Consider the following 18,808-nt stretch of genomic DNA (forward strand, 5'->3'; position numbering starts at 1 on the left):
ACAGACAAGTAAGTAGTTAGCAGTTAAAGGCCGTGCTTTCCTAACGGAAGCGCGGCTTATTATCGTTCATCAACAGGCGAAAAAGAGGCTTATGGCTGGACGAATTCCGCGTTCATTTATCAATGACTTACTCGCTCGTACCGATATCATTGATTTAGTCGATGCAAAAGTCCCGTTAAAAAAACAGGGTAAGAACCATCACGCTTGCTGTCCTTTTCATAACGAAAAAACACCATCATTTACTGTCAATGGTGAGAGACAGTTTTACTATTGTTTTGGTTGTGGTGCCCATGGTAACGCCATCGATTTTCTGATGAATTACGACAAATTAGATTTTGTCGAAGCGATAGAAGAGTTATCCGCATTACATGGTCTGGATGTTCCTTACGAAAAAGGAACCGGAACCAGCCAAATTGAACTCCATCAGCGTCAAAATTTGTACCAATTGATGGAAAAAATAAATCAGTTTTACTGCGCTGCCTTAAATCATCCATCGGCCAATAAAGCCAAAGATTATTTAAGCCAACGTGGTTTAAGTGCAGATATTATCTCGCATTTTTCGATTGGTTTTGCCCCCGCAGGCTGGGACAACCTTCTCAAAAAATTTGCCGTGAACCCAGAAAGCCGTCAGCAACTTGATGAAGCGGGCATGCTGGTCACTAATGATAATGGTCGCGTTTATGATCGCTTTAGAGAGCGGGTCATGTTCCCGATTCGGGATCGTCGTGGTCGCGTAATTGCATTTGGTGGACGGGTGTTAGGCGATGCGTTGCCGAAATATTTAAACTCTCCAGAAACCGATATATTCCATAAAGGTCGCCAACTTTTCGGTCTTTATGAAGCCACACAAAATAGTAGTGAGCTTGCAAAATTACTTGTTGTTGAAGGCTATATGGACGTTGTAGCACTCGCACAGTATGACATCCGCTATGCGGTTGCATCACTTGGCACCTCTACAACCTCTGAGCATATTCAATTGCTCTATCGCTCAACAGATACGGTAATTTGCTGTTATGACGGAGATAGAGCAGGAAGAGAAGCCGCTTGGCGCGCGCTTGAAAACGCCCTTCCCTATCTGACCGATGGTCGACAACTCCGTTTTATGTTTTTGCCTGATGGCGAAGACCCAGACTCATTGGTACGCAAAGAAGGAAAAGACGCCTTTGAGCAACGTATGGAAAATGCGCAAAGTCTTTCCACCTTTTTGTTTGACTCTTTAGTTCCCCAAGTGGATTTAAAAACCCAAGAGGGTCGAGCAAAAATTAGTAAACTTGCTATCCCATTGATAAAACAGATTCCGGGTGAAACTCTACGTCTTTATATGGCACAAGAGCTAGGAAATTTCATTGGTATACCGGATATTTCCCAAGTTCTTGCTATGATTGATAGAGAGAGTACTGAGCCAGTTAACTATCAGGCACCCAAACTGAAACCAACAACAATGCGCATACTTATCGCGTTGTTGGTGCAAAATCCGAACTTTTCGGAGCTTGTTCCCTCGCTAGAGGGAATTGCCCATATCCAAATGCCGGGGCTTTCTCTATTTCAGGAATTGGTTGAAGTTTGCCGTTCCACCCCCGGAATGACCACTGGGCAGTTGCTAGAACGTTATCGTGATAATAATTTCGCGAAACAACTTGAAAAACTCGCAACATGGAACGATATAGAAATAGAGGAAATAGCGGAAAATACCTTTATAGATGCTCTAAATCATCTATTTAATAGCGCCCTCGATGAGCGTTTCGACTATCTGATAGCGAAAGAACGAACACAAAGGCTGACACCTGAAGAGCGCGAAGAAGTCCGTCTAATCACTCTTTCACGAGTGAAAACTTAAAGCATCCAAAAAATAGTATACAAAACGGCTTAAGTGCCGCAAATAACAAGGCAAATGCCTGTAAATGCTACGAAATATAAAGGGCGTAGCGCGTAGTCAAATGTCCCTTTAAATGTTCTTGTTGGCCGTTAGTTTCGCCGACCGACACCAATTTAAATACTCAGAAGTGTGGATACCGTCTTATGGAGCAAAACCCGCAGTCACAGCTTAAGCTACTCGTCACCAAGGGTAAAGAGCAAGGTTATTTAACCTATGCTGAGGTAAACGACCATCTGCCGGAAGATATCGTCGATTCGGATCAGATTGAAGATATCATCCAGATGATTAATGACATGGGCATCCAAGTCATGGAAGAAGCACCTGATGCCGATGATTTAATTTTGGCTGAAAATACTTCCGACACGGATGAAGATGCGGCTGAAGCTGCAGCTCAAGTATTGTCCAGTGTTGAAAGTGAAATCGGCCGTACCACTGACCCAGTCCGCATGTATATGCGTGAAATGGGAACTGTCGAACTTCTTACCCGTGAAGGTGAGATCGACATCGCAAAACGTATCGAAGATGGTATCAATCAGGTTCAGTGCTCTGTTGCTGAATACCCTGAGGCTATCACCTACTTACTTGAACAGTATGACCGCGTCGAAGCTGGCGAAAGCCGCTTATCTGACCTCATCACTGGGTTCGTTGACCCAAATGCGGAAGAAGATTTAGCCCCTACAGCAACCCACGTAGGTTCTGAACTTCCACAAGAAGAGTTAGATAAAGACGACGAAGACGAAGAAGATGAAGACGGCGATGACAGCGATAGCGATGACGATAACAGCATCGATCCTGAGTTAGCGCGTCAGAAATTCTCTGATCTTCGCGAACAATATGAAAAAACTCGCACCCATATTAAACAATATGGTCGTAGCGATGCGAAAACTGCGGCTGCTATCGAGCAATTGTCCGAAGTTTTCAAAGAGTTCCGTTTAGTACCTAAGCAGTTTGACTATTTGGTCAACAACATGCGTGAAATGATGGACCGCGTTCGTATGCAAGAACGTACCATCATGAAACTGTGTGTTGAACAGTGCAAAATGCCTAAGAAGAACTTCATCACCTTATTCAGTGGCAATGAAACCAGCGAAACTTGGTTAACCGCAGCAAAAGCGATGAACAAGCCGTGGTCTGAAAAACTACTGGAAGTGGAAGAAGAAGTTCTGCGTTGTCTGCAAAGACTGCGTCAAATCGAAGAAGAAACTGGTCTGACTATCGAACAGGTTAAAGACATCAACCGTCGCATGTCTATCGGTGAAGCTAAGGCTCGTCGTGCGAAGAAAGAGATGGTTGAAGCAAACTTACGTCTGGTTATTTCTATCGCGAAGAAATACACCAACCGTGGTCTGCAGTTCCTTGATTTGATTCAAGAAGGTAACATCGGTCTAATGAAAGCGGTTGATAAGTTTGAATACCGCCGTGGTTATAAGTTCTCAACTTATGCAACATGGTGGATCCGTCAGGCTATTACCCGTTCTATCGCTGACCAAGCACGTACAATCCGTATTCCGGTTCACATGATTGAGACCATCAACAAACTGAACCGTATCTCTCGTCAAATGCTGCAAGAGATGGGCCGTGAGCCATCGCCAGAAGAACTGGCAGAACGCATGCTAATGCCGGAAGATAAAATCCGTAAAGTACTGAAGATTGCGAAAGAGCCAATCTCCATGGAAACGCCAATCGGTGATGATGAAGATTCACATTTAGGCGATTTCATTGAAGATACCACATTAGAGTTACCGTTAGATTCTGCAACGTCAGAAAGCTTACGTTCGGCAACTCATGAGGTTCTGGCTGGCTTAACCGCGCGTGAAGCGAAAGTCCTGCGTATGCGTTTTGGTATCGACATGAACACTGACCACACCTTAGAGGAAGTGGGCAAACAGTTCGATGTAACCCGTGAGCGTATCCGTCAGATTGAAGCGAAAGCGCTGCGTAAATTACGTCACCCTAGCCGCTCAGAAGTTCTGCGCAGCTTCTTAGACGAATAAGCCGTAAACGTCTTTAAGTCTACAAAATCAAACACCTGCTTCGGCAGGTGTTTTTTTTATCTGTCACTCACACTTAATTTTTTGCTGACGTTTAAACATTAACGCTAATGAAAGCAAAATGGCCAACGCTCCACCAAACATCGCTAAATTAAATCCCGAAACAAAGGCTGAGCGCGTTGCTTGCTCAATCATCGTCGATGAAATATTTCCATGTTGGTTAACGAGCTCGATAATCTGCTCAGTGGAAAGCTGAGTATTAATCTGTTGATTACTCAATAGTAAATCAACCGCTCGGTGAGTCATTAGTGTTCCCAATAAGGCGATGCCCAGAGTCATGCCCGTTTGTCTCAAGGCATTCATCACCGCAGATGCTATCCCTGAATAGGCTTTTTCAACACTCGACATCACCAATGCACCTATTGCCGGCGTCGCCATTCCCATGCCCGCCCCCAAAATAAATAACGTCACTGCAATAGGGAAATAGTCGGTATCCGCATTCACTCGCGTCAATAACATGGATGACAGAGCTATCAGCAAGAAGCCAATAATCATAATGTTACGGACACTGTATCGCCCGGAAAGCCGACCAAAACTGAATGAAAACAGTGCCATCGCGATAAATTCTGGCGCCATCCGTAAACCCGCTTCAAATGCTCCCCAACCTTGCCCTTTCTGTAAGAACAGCGCGATAAAAAATACATTACTGTAGGTGGCAAACCCGAGAGCAAATGACGCCATATTATATTGAAAAAAATCAGAATTTTTCTTGAATAGATACAACGGCAATAAAGGGCGTGGCACTTTCATTTCCACAGCAACAAAACCTAATAATGCCACTGTGCCAAGCGCTAAGCTTCCCAAAGTCGATGGGTTATTCCAACCGAGGTCCCCTGCTTCAATTAACCCATAGGTGATCCCCCCAAGAGCAACAATACTCAGCAACTGACCAACCGGATCCAACGCCGCTTTATCAGGATCAGCACTTTCCGTAATCCCTAATACCCCCAACACCAAAGTCAGCAAACCAATCGGAATATTGATGATAAAGATGGTTGTCCAATCAAAGGTATCTACCAGAAAACCCCCTAAGATAGGGCCAATGATCAGTGATAACGCGCTAACTGCCGACCAGATACCAATGACTTTAATTCGCTCAATATCATTACTAAATGCCTGCGTAATAATAGATAGCGCCCCTGGGATCAGCGCCGCGGCGGCAATGCCTTGGACAGCACGTCCAAATAGCAGCCATTGGATATTTGACGCCAAAGCACAAATTAACGATCCCAATGTGAATATTGCGATCCCCACTAGCCACACTCTCTTACGTCCATAACGATCGCTTAAAGGCCCGACAGAGAGGATCAATGCCGATAAACACAATGCATAAGCATCTATAACCCATTGTAACATTGACAGATTAGTGGACAGTTCTTGCCCTATTGCAGGGAGCGCGACATTCACAATGCTGATATCAAGCGTCGCCATAAACGTTCCCAAGCACACCGCGATAATCAAAAAAATTCGTTTCATTCTCTTATTCCCACTTTCGATCTTTTCCGCATGTTAGATCGCAACTGACCGACGGTCAATCAATATTGAGAATAAAAATTATTTGCAATTAAAATGAGAAATTCTTTGTTAGCTAAGTATAAAAAAACGGTCTATTGACCGTTTCATATTCCACTAAGTAACTATTCTTTCAAAACTTAGGTTATTTTACGGGTGTTTCATGCAGGTATTTCCAAGTGCACTTTTCATTTTCAACATGAATACACGCAGTTGAGATTCGTAACGATGAAACGCCTTCATTGGTCTGTAATTCTTGGTACTGTATCCAGCAATCACTCTCTACCTGCTGTATTGGCACTATATTCTGAATTGCGATGGTCAAATGAGGCTTTTTGCCAGCAAGTTGACTAAACAACGCAATGACATCTTTGTGGGCGATCCCCTGCCCTTGGATCGTGACCATTTTAAAATCAGGAGCAAAGCTATTCAGTAAAAGCGTTAAACTCTCCCCCTGATTGGGCCCTGTAAATACATCCTCAATGACCACATGTAAATCAATCACACTTTGTACTGCCAGCGACATTTTAGCGTCCATCTATTTTCCCTTAATGACTGAAATTAACGATAGCAGCCCCAGAATAGCTGCAATGAAAAACGTATATTGGTAACGAACTAACTCTGAAGAAAATGAAACAAGGTTAAAGAGGGAAATTAATACCACCGTTCCCACACTAAAAGCCACCTGACGGTTAATATTCCACAACACACTACCTTGCAATAAATCCTTATCTTTAAAGTCTATTAATGCACTAATTTGCGCCGTATTCGCACTGATCCCACCGCCTGTTCCCATTAATAAATAAGCCATAATGAGCAACATTAATTGGCTTTGGTTATCGACCCAAAACAGAGTCAAGATCCCAATGCTATGCACAACGATACCCGCAATAAATAGGCTTCGCTTACCTAGACGATGATAAAAATAACCGCCAGTTACCATGGAAATCAAAGCACCCGCCGCATATACCAGCATAAACATGCCCGTTTGTTGTGCATTAAATCCGATATTATTTTGTAGATTAAAAATATTCAGTAAATTAACGCCCGTAAAAATTCCCGGCACCGCGTAATAAACAATAAAACCATTACGTAAATTATAATTCTTGAGTAATTGCAGGTTTAAAATCGGTGCTCGGCATTTCTTTGCGTACTGTAAATATACAATCAGCAAAGCGGCAGAAAGCGCAAAACTCAATAATGCGAGGGCTAAACTTTGGTAATCATTATAAAAGGAAAATGACATCAATAAGCTCAGTAAACTGAAACTGACTAACAGCAAGCCAATAATATCGGGCTTTTCTCGCACCTGCTTTTCACTGGATTTTACCCAGCACCAAGCCAACAATGCCGCCAGCAATGAGAACGGAAGATTAGCAAAGAATACCCACCGCCAAGAAAGAGAATCGATAATCATGCCACCAATTGCCGGAGAAAATGCTGGGGCAATTAAAGCAACCGTCATGATCATCGTGGATATCTTTTGGCGTTCTTGATTAGGAAATAGAGCAAACACTAAAGCCTGCCCAACTGGAATTAATAACCCCCCAGCAATTCCCTGAATAAAGCGCCAGAAAATCAAACTATAAATAGAATCACTAAATCCACATAGCCCAACGGAAAGGGAAAATAGCAGCATTGAGTAAGCAAGTAGCTTACGCTCCCCCAAACGACCCGCTAACCACAGGCTGACAGGCATAATGAGTACGAGCCCTAAAATATAGGCATTTGCCACCCAAGAGACCATCGACTGGCTCGCCGAAAATGCCGAAGCGATATCTGGCAATGCAATGGCAGACATAAAAATATTAATACAATCAATGAAAAAGCCGAGAAGAAATACTGTAGCGATTTGATAACGGTATGACATAGCTACCTCCAGTCGCCAAGAGTAGAGTGCCGCCCTTCTCCTGTCGATGCAAAGGAAGTAAAATCATTGTTTAACGCAATCAAACAATCGAATGGATTATGCAAAAAAATCTCAAGCAAATTACCAGCTTTCTTCAAGTTGTAGACTCGGGTTCATTTACCAAAGCCGCAGAGATCTTAGAGCTAAGCCGTTCGATGGTCAGTATTGATGTTAAACAGCTTGAAAAGAGCTTAAATGTCAGCTTATTGGTGCGAAATACCCGCAATATTGCACTCACTGAGGTGGGGAAATATTTTTATGATGATTTTAAACGGATTCAATTACAGATAGAGGAAGCCTTTGAGAGAAGCCAAAATTTAGCAACCAACATAACTGGCACATTACGTTTCTCTTCAACCAATGAATTTGGGCAACGCTATATTTTGCCTTTACTCCCAGCATTTTGCCGGCAATACCCTCAACTACGCCTACAATACAGTTTTAACTCTTCTTTTGATGACCTATTAGCTGAAAAGCTCGATATTGCGATTCGATTAGGAAATTTAAAAAACTCCTCATTAAAATCCCGTAAGCTCGGAGAATATGCAATTTATTTGGTCGCCACACCCCAGTTTGCCAATCAATGCTCCATTAAAAATATCGAGGACTTAGCGCATATTCCGTGGGTCACACATTCGTTACTGAATTTGCAAGATAGCCAATATATTCTGCAGAATTGTCACGGCGAAAAGTTTGGGTTGCCCTTATTAAACAGCCAATATGAATCCAATTCAGCAGAAACTATCCGCCAGTTGGCATTAGCCTCATTAGGTGCGGCTATTTGCCCCGCGTGGCTGATTGAAGAAGATTTAAAAGCACAGCGATTAGTGCGGTTGTTGCCTGAATTCGAGCTACCGAAACAAAACATTCAATTGCTTTATCCCAATACCCAAACTCTACCCGCCAAGACACGGGTATTTATTGAGTTTTTGGTGGGAAAGTTAAAAGAATAATTAATATCTACGATGAGATTTAGAAATGACACCTATAATTTCATCTGTTCTTTTCACTAAAATGAACTGAGATTTTGATTTTTTAAAAATCATAGCTGTTTTACTGAAACTCTCTTCATGCCCACATTCATGATAATTATTATTTAAACTTAATTCTTTACAGATATTTTTAAATTTATAGTCAGTTAAATCTATAGCGATACTTTTTCCATCAACATCGATTAAATTTATTATAAAATTAAAAATATCTTTATGTTCTAGAACTGATAAAACTTTGCCATCTTTATTCTTCACTAAAATAAATCTTGCTTTAGGTATTTCTGATAAACAGATATTCTCATTTATTTCAATAAAGTCATTATCACATCGTTCACTAAAATGTGGTCTAGGCTCACCAGTCGGACTAGGTGATGTACGCAGCATTTCATTCACAGTGGAATAGTGCTTAACCCATCTACTTGTTTCTAAAGAAATCCAATTAATAACGTCAATTACTTGAGAGTGCAATGTTGAAATATCTAAATCATGAATAGGCTCGTAGTGAGCAATTCTATTTCTAAGTTTATTAATATTTTTAATTATCTTTTGAAATTCTTTTCTTGTGGTTATGTGATGGGGCGTCAATACTTTCATATTTTTCTGCCAAAACACTCTGTCATATTCTGCTCTAAATAAATTAGACCAAAAATCGAAAGATAACTCAGCAATGACATTTTCAGTATGCTTCATATCACACCGTCTAAATGCGGTATCAAGACTATTTAAACTTTCCGATGTTAGATTAGAACGAAACGCCTGTTGATTAGCCCAATCATCGTCATATAATATTTTAAATATTCTATTGATTCGATTTCTTAATGACACCTCTAACATATGTAATGGAAATAAAAAGGCTTTGGAAATTCGGGCATTATATAAATATAAATTAAATGCATATATTTCATTAAAGCCCGCTTTCTTTAAATCAGCCGAAAATCGATTATCCGAAATATTTTCTTTTATTGTATTTATATTACTATCATAAATATAAGTGACTTGACTTTCTGCCATATCCCTCTAGAATCCCTATCAGAGCAGTTGATGTGGTCCCTCTGTAAAACATGCACCCTCAACAATCTATTTAGAGCCCCGAGATAGGCATATTGTCCCTCTCGGGGTTTCGCATTTCTAGGGCATCATAACCTTTTTAAAATAAACCAATCAATATCGAAACCTCTAATACCGCTATTGTGGAGCCACTGTCCACACCTTGGTACATACTTTCTCTAGCAGCGCTTTATTGTGGCTAAAAACAATCATCGCAAGAGGGCGTTGCTGTGAAATACGGATCAAATGCTGCCACACTTCCTTTTGAAGATGGGCATCTAATTGGGCTGTGATTTCATCGGCGATCAACACTTTGGTACGAGGATCGAGGGCGCGAAGTAAAGCTACCCGCGCCAGTTCTCCGCCCGATAACTCGCTGGGGCGTCGCTCTAACCATTGCGGTTTGATGGAAAGATAATCTAACCATTGGGCATCCGGTTCCCACGCATCACGAACACTGGAACCCACGGTACGATAGGGATTAAAGCTTTTTTCTGGGTGCTGGGGGACTAGCTGGATTGGGCAATAACCGCGATGGGGAACTGGCGCACCATTCAATAAAATTTGTCCATGTGTTGGTTGTTGCCACTGACCCAGCACACGTCCTAGCGTCGTTTTCCCAAATCCACTGGGAGCGGAAATACCCAGCCGTTCATTGTCTGCTAATGACAAATTCAGGTTATCCCACAATGTCCTACCCGCTTGCTCAATACGCAGATTTTGAATCTCTAGCATCTGGCTACCTCCACTCATCCAACATCATAAATTGATGTTCAGGCAGGGCATTCCATAAAGATTGGATCCATTGTCCGCCACCACCTTGTTTGAGTTTTTGGCTACTCAGTACTTCTTCAAGCGCACCATTACGCAGTAGTGCCACGCGATCGGCGAAACGCACCGCCATAGAAAGGTCATGAGTTACCCATAACACACCGCGGCCATCGCGGCATAAGGATTTGATATTATCGAGCAACTGCGCAGCATGCTCATCATCCAGCCATGAAGAGATCTCATCGGCGAGAATATATTCCGCGCGAGAAAGCGTGGCGCTGCTCGCCAGTACCCTTTTTGCCATTCCTCCTGAGAGCTGGCTTGGGTAGTGATTCACTAGGCTCGATTGCAAACTGTATTCTTGTAGGTGTCGTGCCACATCGTGCATTTTTATATGCTGCCCACTGAGTACCGCGGCGCGTTCGAGCTGAGGACCAATCTGAATTAATGGATTTAACGCACTCACCCCTTGGGGCACATAGCACAACGAATTCCCGCGATACTGAGATTTGGTTTTCTCCGTCAGGGCTTGACCATTCAGTTCGATATTCCCTTTGCAGCGCATATTCTCTGGCAATAATCCTAATGCGCTTTGTAGTAATAAACTTTTGCCTTCACCACTGCCGCCAATCAGCGCCACCATTTCACCAGGTTGAATATCCAATGAAATATCTTGCAGTAATGGAGACCATTGCTTTTTGCCCAACCAACGATATTGCGCCACATCAATGGTCAGATTTTCAAATTTCAGCATGTTGCTCCCCTTAACCACAATTGTTGAGCCGATTTCGCAAATTGGTCAAATAGTAGAACTAACCCCATCAATGCCGCACCGGGGAAAACGACCATCCACCATGCACCAGTACTCAAATAACGTAACGCTTCAGAAAGCAGGATACCCAGTGATGGCTCATGGGGTGCGAGCCCGAACCCGAGGAAACTTAGTGCGGCGCTGTGTAACACAGAATGCGGAAACATTAATAATGTCCCGACCATCCATTGAGGAAGTAACATCGGTAAATAATGGTAGCGTAAACGCTCAAACGCGCTGTTACCTATACGATGGGATAGCATGATGTAATCAGTTTGCTGAACCCGTAGCAGTTCTGAACGCAAGATTAATGTCAGTTTAGGCCAGTGGGTTAATGCCACCGCCCAAATCACCCCCATCTTTCCGCCACCCAGCGTAAAGCAGATCAGCACCAATAGCAGTAAATGTGGTAGAGCAAGGAGCGCATCAATAATACCGCGTACTACATAATCCATGCTTTTATTGAGCGAAGATAACCCCGCCATCACCAAGGCGATAATGCCGCTGGTTATCGACGCGGTTAAACCAATTTGTAAACTGGTAGCAAGCCCTTGAAATGTACGCTCAAATAAATCGCGCCCTAAATTATCTGTCCCAAATAAGTGCAGTAATGACGGCGCCTGTCGCCTATCGAGCAAGCTCATTTCAATATCAGACGAAAGCAACCAAAAAGCGTAGCCACCTAATAAAATCAGGCAACTTAATGAAAGGATTAATTTAATCAGTGCGCGATTAGGATTATAGGTCATGATTCTCTTATCACTCCCTTATTCACCCGTTTCAATAGCAAATCCGCCATCGTATTACTGAAGAAAATCAGCACGGCGCACAGCATCACAATCCCCATTAACAATGGCACATCTCCGCGTAATCCAGCATCAATGGTGGCTTGTCCTAACCCTGGGTACGCAAACACTTTCTCCGCCAACAATGCGCCACTAAAAAGCTCGCCGACAGAGGCAAACTGCAAGCAAATCGCAGGGGTGATAGCGTGTTTAAGCACATGGAAGCCCATCATTGACCAGCCTTTATCCCCTTGCGCTTGTGCGTAATGAATAAATTCGCTATTCATCACTTCAGCCACTTTGGCGCGGGTGTGTAAGGCAATGGTACCCACGCCCAACATGCCAAGGGCAATGACGGGTAAAATTAAATGCTGAACTTTTTGTGAGAATGTGGCGGTCTGTTCATCTAAGCCTATTGGCCATGCGCAGCAAATTGGCGCCCATTTTAAAGAAACCGCGAACAGAGACAGCAGCAATAAGCCTATCCAAAAGACCGGGATTGAGGCGAGTAAATAACAAAATGCCGAAATGATTTTGTCAGGCCAGCGGTTTAAGTAGCGCCCTGCAACTAACCCAAGCCCGAACCCGACCACGCCGGAAAATACCCACGCACTGCCGAGCAAAGCCAGTGACGGAACAATACGGTCAGAAATCACTTGTAAAACAGGGGTATTGTACAACATCGAATACCCCAAATCCCCTTGAAGCATTTGTGAAAACCAGCGCCAGAACTGCATCCAGAGCGGTTGGTCAAGCCCCCAACGCGCTGCAATCAGTGGGTATTGCTCCGGGGGCACATGCATCAAGTCGTTACCAATATAGGCTTTGATCGGATCAATCGGCGAGTAACTTAGTAGGATAAAAATCCCCAGCGCGGTTACCGTTAATAAGCAGATAAATCGCAATAAAAGCCCAAAGGTTGTTCGCATTACTTACAAGTCCACTTCCATTCATCGACGTTATTCAACACAGACCAAGAGCCGTGAATTTCAGGAGCACTTTTACCTAAATCAACACATTGATTTGATAAGTAAATATGCTGAACATTCATCAACCATGCCCATGCTGCATCCCCTTGAATGCCAACGCCCACTTTGCCATTCCAGTCCACTTGCTGCCATAACGGGATCGCGGCATCCTGGTCTGGCTGACGCAATGCTTCTTCGATAATTTCATCCACTGCAGGATTTTTATAGTAACCGGCGTTATAGAAACCGACACCCGCAGCTTTGCTGCTGTAGTTATGGACTAACTCCATTGGGTCGAGGCTGCCCCAGCCAAACAGTGTCGGGTTAGCATGCATATGCAATTCAACCGTTTCCCAGCTACCTGATTTTAAATCCATTTCAATACCGAGCGGTTTTAAGCTTGAGCGAATGGCTTGGGCTAAATCGCGGCGAGTCGTGTCACCACTGGCATACCACAGAGTGAGTTTCGCCACTTTGCCATTTTTCTCTCTTAAACCGTCTTTATTCAGTTTCCAGCCAGCCTCTTCCAAAATGGCCTTCGCTTTGTCTAAATCCCCATCTTTGAATGACGATTTAGGGTTATTCCAAGGTAACCCAGCAACACCGGTATAAGCCGGAACAGCAAAGCCTTCAAGAACAGATTCCGCGAGCAACTTGCGGTCTAATGCATAGTTAATGGCTTTACGAATAGCCACATCGGAGGTGATATCATTACCGATTGGGTTGCCCTGCGCATCTTTTTCGCCAGCAGGCGGGATTGGGAATGAGATCCCGCGGTTTTCGACGCTGTAACGCTCAATTAGCTTCATGTTAGGGACATTATTAGCATTGCTTGCCACGGCAGGTGGAATGCGCACAACTTCAAGCTGAGCGCTCTGGGCAGCAGCAAATGCGGCATCTTCATCAAGGAACACAAACACCATTTTGCCGTAATCATTTTTAGGACCGGCATAGTATGGGTTTTGCTCAACAATCAGTTGTTGACCCGGTTGGAAAGCCACTAAACGGTATGGGCCTGCCCCAATCGGCTTATGCGCGTAAGTTTTTGCATCGTACTTATCCGCAGAGACGATCCCTAACGATCCCAACACATTGATAAAGGTACTTTGTGGGGAGGATAACGTGATTTTCACGGTCAGCGGATTAACTTCTTCGGCTTTCGCGAAATTACCCATATCCACTTTACCGCCGCTCGCCGCCGCATTGTTGTAGCTGAAGACCACATCTTTTGCCGTTAGCGGTGAACCATCCGAGAATTTCAGATCCTTTTTCAAGGTCAGTATCCACTCTTTACCATCCGCATTATGCGTGTAGCTTTCGAGCATATAACTGTGCCAAGAAAGATCCGCTTTTTGCTTTAAGAGTGGACTATGCAGGAGCAAGTAACTACCGTGGCTCCAACCCAACATTGGGTCAAAACCTTCAGTGGGTTCTGCGCCAATGGCAAGTCGTAAAGTGTGTGTAGATGATGCTGGCTCAGCCGCTTGTGCTTGCAGGGTAAATCCCATTAAACACATGGCAACCGCTAATTTTTTAATCATATATCCCTCTAACCGGTGATTTTTTCATTTCGGTACCCTTTTCAGGTACCGTTTTTAGGGTACAAATAACTAACAAATTCGAGGTAATGGCTCGCTATGCGGCAGATCTAACAGTCGGGAAGCGCCAAAAATGCCCACCAGCTTCACCTGTTTATTCTCTGTCACACAACCAATGGTTTTGGCATTAACGCCTAATGGATGTTGACGCAATACGGCTAAAACTTGCTGTTCCACATCGGGTTTCACCACAATCACTAATTTGCCTTCGTTGGCAAAATTAAGGGGTTCTAAACCTAATAACTCACACACGCCACGAACGGCGGAAGAAACGGGTAAATCCCCTTCATTGATGGAAATACCGCAACCACTGGCTTGCGCAAATTCATGCAAAATAGCATTTACACCACCACGAGTGGCATCACGCAGAGCACGCACACCATCAATATCACGCAAAGGCTCAATAATCGGGGTTAAAACCGCGCAATCACTACTAAGCTGACCTTCCAGGCCTAACTGTTCACGCAAGTTTAAAATGGTCGCACCATGATCGCCCAGTGTTCCACTGACAATCACTTTATCCCCCGCTTGAATTTGCTGAGCGCCCCAATGAATTTCGGTTGGGATCACGCCAATGCCCGCAGTATTGATAAACACTTTATCCGCCGCGCCACGCTGTACAACCTTGGTATCTCCCGTCACGATCTGCACTCCCGCCGCTTTAGCGGTTGCCGCCATGGATTCCACAATGGTTTGCAAATCTGACAGTGGCAGACCTTCTTCAAGGATAAAACCACAAGAGAGGTATTTGGGAACAGCGCCGCTAACCGCTACATCATTCACCGTACCGCAAACTGCCAGTTTCCCTATATTGCCGCCCGGGAAAAAAATAGGGTCAATCACATAGCTATCGGTACTGAATGCTAAACGGTTACCTAATGCGGTCATTTCTGCGAGAGAAAGGCGTGCTTGGTCTTCGCGTTCATCGAGAGCTTGGTTAGCAAAAGCCTGTAAAAACAGCTGTTCAATCAGCTGCTGCATGGCTAAGCCCCCACTACCATGAGCCATAGTGACCACGTTTTTAGAATCCGAGCTCATTTTACGCCTCCCGACGATATTGGTAATACGCGGCGCAGGCTCCTTCAGAAGAGACCATCAACGCGCCAAATGCCGTTTGTGGTGTACAGCGTTGCCCAAACAGCGAGCATTCATTTGGTTTACAGCGCCCCGTGAGCACATCACCACAACGTGCTTGAGGGTCATCCGACACTTGATGAGACTGGATATTAAAACGCAGCTCTGCATCAAAGGTTTGGTAATCAAGAGTTAACTGCACACCTGAACCTGCAATTTCCCCCAATCCACGCCACTCACTGGTGGCTTTCAATTCAAACACATCGTCCAAGGCTTTTAGCGCTAACAGATTGCCTTCATCCGCCACAATGCGCTTATATTGGTTTTCCACCTCACAGCGACCATCCGCAATTTGATCCACCAACATAGCAAGAGATTGCAAAATATCGAGAGGCTCAAACCCAGTGACCACCAGCGGTTTATGGAATTCTTGGGTAATAAATTGATAAGGATGAGCGCCAATCACCATACTGACGTGCCCCGGCGCAAGGAAGCCATCAATTCGCACATCAGGCTGTTCAAGCAGGCTACGAAGGGTTGGGATAATGGTGATATGTTGGCAAAATACCGAAAAGTTTTTCACTTGGCGCAGACGCGCTTGTTGTAGTGTCAGCGCGGTACTCGGCATGGTGGTTTCAAATCCCAAACCGAAAAATACCACTTCACGTTCAGGATTTTGCTGGGCAAGATTTAACGCATCTAAGGGTGAATAAACGATCCGCACATCCGCACCACGGCGTTTCGCATCCAGCAAAGAGCCATTTTTACCCGGCACACGCATCGCATCGCCATAGGTGCAGAAAATCACTTCAGGACGTTCAGCAATTTCAATGCAGCCATCAATTCGTCCCATCGGCAGTACACAGACTGGGCAACCCGGTCCGTGCACAAATTCAATTTCAGGAGGAAGAAGCTGGTCAATACCAAATTTGAAGATGGCGTGGGTGTGACCACCACACACTTCCATTAACTGTAATGGGCGCTGCTTGGCTCTTGGGATATCCGCAATACGCTTGCGGATATGCGCCAATAAGGCTTTTGCCAAGGCAGGGTCGCGAAACTCATCGACGTACTGCATCTGTTGCTCCCGAATTTAGCCCTGTAAAGTCTCCCACTTCATGGTCTAACTGGCTCATCGCCGTTAGCGCATCAAGGGTGGCTTGAGCCTCTTCTTCGTTAATCACACTCATCGCAAAGCCAACGTGTACCAAGACCCATTGACCTAGCAGGTCCGCGGTGTCCCCTTCACAAATCAGCCCAATGTTCACATCGCGTTTTACTCCACAGACGTCAACTTGCGCTAATTGGTGGACATCTTCGCCCACCGCGACGATTTTGCCCGGAATTCCTAAGCACATAGTTGAGTCTCCAACCATGCTAACCAAGCATCCATCCCTTCACCGCTAGTGGCAGAGACTTTGATCACTTGGATATTCGGATTCACCCGTTTTGCATTGGCAATACAAGCGTCTACATCAAAATGCAGGTACGGCAGTAAGTCGATTTTATTAAGGATCATAATGTCTGACGCCGCAAACATATGCGGGTATTTCAAAGGCTTGTCTTCACCTTCAGTGACAGACAGCACCGCAACTTTATGACGTTCACCCAAATCAAAACTCGCTGGACAGACTAAGTTCCCAACGTTTTCAATAAATAGCAGGCTGTTCTCATCCAAACCTAAACGGTCAACCGCATCATGCACCATTTGTGCATCTAAATGGCAACCTTTGCCTGTGTTCACTTGAATCGCCGGCACGCCCGTTTCACGAATACGCTGAGCATCATTGGTAGTCTGTTGATCCCCTTCAATCACCGCGCAGTTCAATTTGTCACGCAGACGCAACAGGGTTTCAGTCAGTAAGGTGGTTTTACCGGAGCCAGGGCTTGAAACGAGGTTCAATGCCAAAATATTTTTTGTCGCAAAATCTTCGCGATTGTGCTCGGCTAGATGGTTGTTTTTATCCAGAACATCCATCTCAATTTGTAGCATGCGTTTTTGGCTAATGCCCGGCGCATGAGTTCCCGCTTCACCTTGTCCATAATCGAGGTCATGGTGATCACCTGCGGGGGCAAAAGTGGATTCTGCTTCATGACGATGATGATGATCATGGGAATGCGGATGCTCGTGCTTATGTTTATGCTTATGTTTTTCAATCTTCACGCCACAGGTTTCGGGCTCAGATTGATAGTAGTGGTTCACATCACCTTGATGATAATAATGATGATGAATAATCACCGTTTTACCACTATGTTCTGCTGCATGAGAGTGGTCATGGTGATGATGGTCGTGGTCATGATGATCATGGTCATGTCCATGAGAATGGTGATCATGGTGATGATCATGGTCATGAGGGTGATGGTGATCATGTCCATGGTGGTGGTCATGATCATGGTGATGTTGGTGCTCATCACCTTCAATTCTGCGCTCTCCCGAAGCACAGCCACAAGTACTACACATAATGATTACTCCATAAGTGAGTGATGAAGTTAGCTTAGTGCAACATCAGAAAAATAGGTTGATTCACCGCAAGGTCAATTCACAATTTTCGCTCTAAATCACACAAAAGGTTCTTAGATCAAAAATCTATTCGATTTCTAATTCTTTGATTCGCAGGCTGTCACCGTTCTCAACTTTGAGGTTAAAACCGTGACATTTAGGGCAAGCGGCGTCGTGAGTGTGGACATCAACACTTTCACTACAATCCCAACACCATGCTTGAGCAGGACGATACAGGATGTGCAATTGACTACCGTGTGCCACGGTTCCGCGGCACGCGATATCAAAACAAAAACGAAGGGCGCTCTCTTCAATACAAGAGAGCGCACCAATTTCCAACCAAACGCCGGTCACCTTTTTCACCTGATGCTGTCTAGCTTGCTGTTCAATGATCTCAACAGCACTTTGGCATAAAGAGACTTCATGCATTATTGGTCTCCCAGATAACGAGCGAACACAGCGCGACGTTCCGGCGATTTAGGGACATTAGGATCCGTCACAGGTAAAGAGAGCAACATCCGCGCGCAGTCATCAGCCAGATGTTCACCCTGCGTTGCAGTTAGCTTTCTGTCTAATGGCGACATTAATGAACACGCCAAATATTGAGTTAGCCCTTCCAGTTCCCCAACGGTGTATGTCATTTCGCCGTAAGGGAGAATCAAACCAAGTTTCTCCCCAACAACACGATGCTCCCAATATTGGTCAGGGCCCGGCAGGATGATCGCACTCAACATCCAAGGGGTGATAACCGCCCCTACCCATTGATTTTCAAATAACGAAAATGCACTGGCATAGATGCCCATTGTCGGATGCAAGAAGGACAAATCATGCATCGATTGTTGAGCGACTCGTTCAAAAGCAGCCTGAACCAGAGGCTGCGGGTTTTGAGAGTAACCTTGGATTTCTTTTGGCAT

General features: G+C 44.5%; 18 protein-coding genes. 3 read left to right on the plus strand and 15 right to left on the minus strand.

The window, feature by feature from the left end:
• Positions 1-91: 91 nt before the first annotated feature.
• Together dnaG and rpoD are read left to right on the plus strand one after the other, a co-directional pair.
• Positions 92-1,837: a DNA primase gene (gene dnaG / locus ACIH2S_RS15815; RefSeq protein ID WP_036956253.1), complete on the plus strand. Its 1,746-nt coding sequence runs from the start codon at positions 92-94 to the stop codon at positions 1,835-1,837.
• 182 nt (positions 1,838-2,019) lie between these two features.
• Positions 2,020-3,870: an RNA polymerase sigma factor RpoD gene (gene rpoD, locus ACIH2S_RS15820; protein WP_036956252.1), complete on the plus strand. Its 1,851-nt coding sequence runs from the start codon at positions 2,020-2,022 to the stop codon at positions 3,868-3,870.
• A 63-nt stretch (positions 3,871-3,933) separates the two neighbouring features.
• Here rpoD and ACIH2S_RS15825 read toward each other — a convergent pair whose 3' ends face one another.
• The 3 genes from ACIH2S_RS15825 to ACIH2S_RS15835 all read right to left on the minus strand — a co-directional run bounded on the left by ACIH2S_RS15825 (position 3,934) and on the right by ACIH2S_RS15835 (position 7,309).
• A complete protein-coding gene (locus tag ACIH2S_RS15825; protein ID WP_272535142.1) occupies positions 3,934-5,403 on the minus strand; it encodes an MFS transporter in 1,470 nt (489 codons plus the stop codon).
• 181 nt (positions 5,404-5,584) lie between these two features.
• Complete coding sequence (locus ACIH2S_RS15830) at positions 5,585-5,977, minus strand: hypothetical protein (protein WP_430247700.1); 393 nt, start codon at positions 5,975-5,977, stop codon at positions 5,585-5,587.
• Entirely contained in the window at positions 5,978-7,309 is a 1,332-nt protein-coding gene (locus tag ACIH2S_RS15835; RefSeq protein ID WP_108478463.1) for an MFS transporter, read from the minus strand.
• 98 nt (positions 7,310-7,407) lie between these two features.
• On the opposite strand from ACIH2S_RS15835, the gene ACIH2S_RS15840 reads away from it, so the two are divergent.
• Positions 7,408-8,301: a LysR family transcriptional regulator gene (locus tag ACIH2S_RS15840; protein ID WP_430247701.1), complete on the plus strand. Its 894-nt coding sequence runs from the start codon at positions 7,408-7,410 to the stop codon at positions 8,299-8,301.
• On the opposite strand, the gene ACIH2S_RS15845 is transcribed toward ACIH2S_RS15840, so the two are convergent.
• From ACIH2S_RS15845 to hybE, 12 genes are all read right to left on the minus strand, one after another.
• A complete protein-coding gene (locus tag ACIH2S_RS15845) occupies positions 8,302-9,351 on the minus strand; it encodes an Abi family protein (protein WP_430247702.1) in 1,050 nt (349 codons plus the stop codon).
• Between the two features lie 174 nt (positions 9,352-9,525).
• Positions 9,526-10,122: an ATP-binding cassette domain-containing protein gene (locus ACIH2S_RS15850; protein ID WP_195848027.1), complete on the minus strand. Its 597-nt coding sequence runs from the start codon at positions 10,120-10,122 to the stop codon at positions 9,526-9,528.
• A gap of 4 nt (positions 10,123-10,126) precedes the next feature.
• Positions 10,127-10,912 carry an ATP-binding cassette domain-containing protein gene (locus tag ACIH2S_RS15855; RefSeq protein WP_036956244.1) on the minus strand — a complete coding sequence of 262 codons (786 nt, stop codon included), beginning with the start codon at positions 10,910-10,912 and terminating at the stop codon, positions 10,127-10,129.
• The gene (locus ACIH2S_RS15860) at positions 10,906-11,718 is read right to left on the minus strand and encodes an ABC transporter permease (protein WP_108478459.1); all 813 of its coding nucleotides are present in this window, start codon (positions 11,716-11,718) and stop codon (positions 10,906-10,908) included. The genes ACIH2S_RS15855 and ACIH2S_RS15860 overlap by 7 nt, the downstream gene beginning before the upstream one ends.
• Positions 11,715-12,683 (minus strand): ABC transporter permease, encoded by a 969-nt coding sequence (locus tag ACIH2S_RS15865; protein WP_036956240.1) that lies wholly within the window; start codon positions 12,681-12,683, stop codon positions 11,715-11,717. The genes ACIH2S_RS15860 and ACIH2S_RS15865 overlap by 4 nt, the downstream gene beginning before the upstream one ends.
• Positions 12,683-14,263 carry an ABC transporter substrate-binding protein gene (locus ACIH2S_RS15870; RefSeq protein ID WP_036956238.1) on the minus strand — a complete coding sequence of 527 codons (1,581 nt, stop codon included), beginning with the start codon at positions 14,261-14,263 and terminating at the stop codon, positions 12,683-12,685. Before ACIH2S_RS15870 ends, ACIH2S_RS15865 begins: the two co-directional genes overlap by 1 nt.
• A gap of 69 nt (positions 14,264-14,332) precedes the next feature.
• A complete protein-coding gene (gene hypE / locus ACIH2S_RS15875; RefSeq protein ID WP_272535150.1) occupies positions 14,333-15,358 on the minus strand; it encodes a hydrogenase expression/formation protein HypE in 1,026 nt (341 codons plus the stop codon).
• Position 15,359: 1 nt separating this feature from the next.
• The gene (gene hypD, locus ACIH2S_RS15880; RefSeq protein WP_430247703.1) at positions 15,360-16,472 is read right to left on the minus strand and encodes a hydrogenase formation protein HypD; all 1,113 of its coding nucleotides are present in this window, start codon (positions 16,470-16,472) and stop codon (positions 15,360-15,362) included.
• Positions 16,456-16,752, minus strand: a complete 297-nt coding sequence (gene hybG, locus ACIH2S_RS15885; protein WP_036956233.1) for a hydrogenase maturation factor HybG — start codon at positions 16,750-16,752, stop codon at positions 16,456-16,458. Before hybG ends, hypD begins: the two co-directional genes overlap by 17 nt.
• Positions 16,743-17,855, minus strand: coding sequence for a hydrogenase nickel incorporation protein HypB (hypB, locus tag ACIH2S_RS15890; protein WP_108478455.1), 1,113 nt, complete (start codon positions 17,853-17,855; stop codon positions 16,743-16,745). Before hypB ends, hybG begins: the two co-directional genes overlap by 10 nt.
• Positions 17,856-17,981: 126 nt before the next feature.
• Positions 17,982-18,323: a hydrogenase maturation nickel metallochaperone HypA gene (gene hypA, locus ACIH2S_RS15895; protein WP_006659165.1), complete on the minus strand. Its 342-nt coding sequence runs from the start codon at positions 18,321-18,323 to the stop codon at positions 17,982-17,984.
• On the minus strand, positions 18,323-18,808 hold the full coding sequence (hybE, locus tag ACIH2S_RS15900) for a hydrogenase-2 assembly chaperone (RefSeq protein WP_108478511.1): 486 nt from the start codon (positions 18,806-18,808) through the stop codon (positions 18,323-18,325). The genes hypA and hybE overlap by 1 nt, the downstream gene beginning before the upstream one ends.

The organism is Providencia lanzhouensis (assembly GCF_050469745.1).
In the GTDB taxonomy this organism is placed as follows: Bacteria; Pseudomonadota; Gammaproteobacteria; order Enterobacterales; family Enterobacteriaceae; genus Providencia; species Providencia lanzhouensis.

Excerpts from the sequence above, each read along its gene's own strand:
- dnaG (WP_036956253.1), top strand. The coding sequence starts at position 92 with ATGGCTGGACGAATTCCGCGTTCATTTATCAATGACTTACTCGCTCGT.
- rpoD (WP_036956252.1), top strand. The coding sequence starts at position 2,020 with ATGGAGCAAAACCCGCAGTCACAGCTTAAGCTACTCGTCACCAAGGGT.
- ACIH2S_RS15825 (WP_272535142.1), bottom strand. The coding sequence starts at position 5,403 with ATGAAACGAATTTTTTTGATTATCGCGGTGTGCTTGGGAACGTTTATG.
- ACIH2S_RS15830 (WP_430247700.1), bottom strand. The coding sequence starts at position 5,977 with ATGGACGCTAAAATGTCGCTGGCAGTACAAAGTGTGATTGATTTACAT.
- ACIH2S_RS15835 (WP_108478463.1), bottom strand. The coding sequence starts at position 7,309 with ATGTCATACCGTTATCAAATCGCTACAGTATTTCTTCTCGGCTTTTTC.
- ACIH2S_RS15840 (WP_430247701.1), top strand. The coding sequence starts at position 7,408 with ATGCAAAAAAATCTCAAGCAAATTACCAGCTTTCTTCAAGTTGTAGAC.
- ACIH2S_RS15845 (WP_430247702.1), bottom strand. The coding sequence starts at position 9,351 with ATGGCAGAAAGTCAAGTCACTTATATTTATGATAGTAATATAAATACA.
- ACIH2S_RS15850 (WP_195848027.1), bottom strand. The coding sequence starts at position 10,122 with ATGCTAGAGATTCAAAATCTGCGTATTGAGCAAGCGGGTAGGACATTG.
- ACIH2S_RS15855 (WP_036956244.1), bottom strand. The coding sequence starts at position 10,912 with ATGCTGAAATTTGAAAATCTGACCATTGATGTGGCGCAATATCGTTGG.
- ACIH2S_RS15860 (WP_108478459.1), bottom strand. The coding sequence starts at position 11,718 with ATGACCTATAATCCTAATCGCGCACTGATTAAATTAATCCTTTCATTA.
- ACIH2S_RS15865 (WP_036956240.1), bottom strand. The coding sequence starts at position 12,683 with ATGCGAACAACCTTTGGGCTTTTATTGCGATTTATCTGCTTATTAACG.
- ACIH2S_RS15870 (WP_036956238.1), bottom strand. The coding sequence starts at position 14,263 with ATGATTAAAAAATTAGCGGTTGCCATGTGTTTAATGGGATTTACCCTG.
- hypE (WP_272535150.1), bottom strand. The coding sequence starts at position 15,358 with ATGAGCTCGGATTCTAAAAACGTGGTCACTATGGCTCATGGTAGTGGG.
- hypD (WP_430247703.1), bottom strand. The coding sequence starts at position 16,472 with ATGCAGTACGTCGATGAGTTTCGCGACCCTGCCTTGGCAAAAGCCTTA.
- hybG (WP_036956233.1), bottom strand. The coding sequence starts at position 16,752 with ATGTGCTTAGGAATTCCGGGCAAAATCGTCGCGGTGGGCGAAGATGTC.
- hypB (WP_108478455.1), bottom strand. The coding sequence starts at position 17,855 with ATGTGTAGTACTTGTGGCTGTGCTTCGGGAGAGCGCAGAATTGAAGGT.
- hypA (WP_006659165.1), bottom strand. The coding sequence starts at position 18,323 with ATGCATGAAGTCTCTTTATGCCAAAGTGCTGTTGAGATCATTGAACAG.
- hybE (WP_108478511.1), bottom strand. The coding sequence starts at position 18,808 with ATGCCAAAAGAAATCCAAGGTTACTCTCAAAACCCGCAGCCTCTGGTT.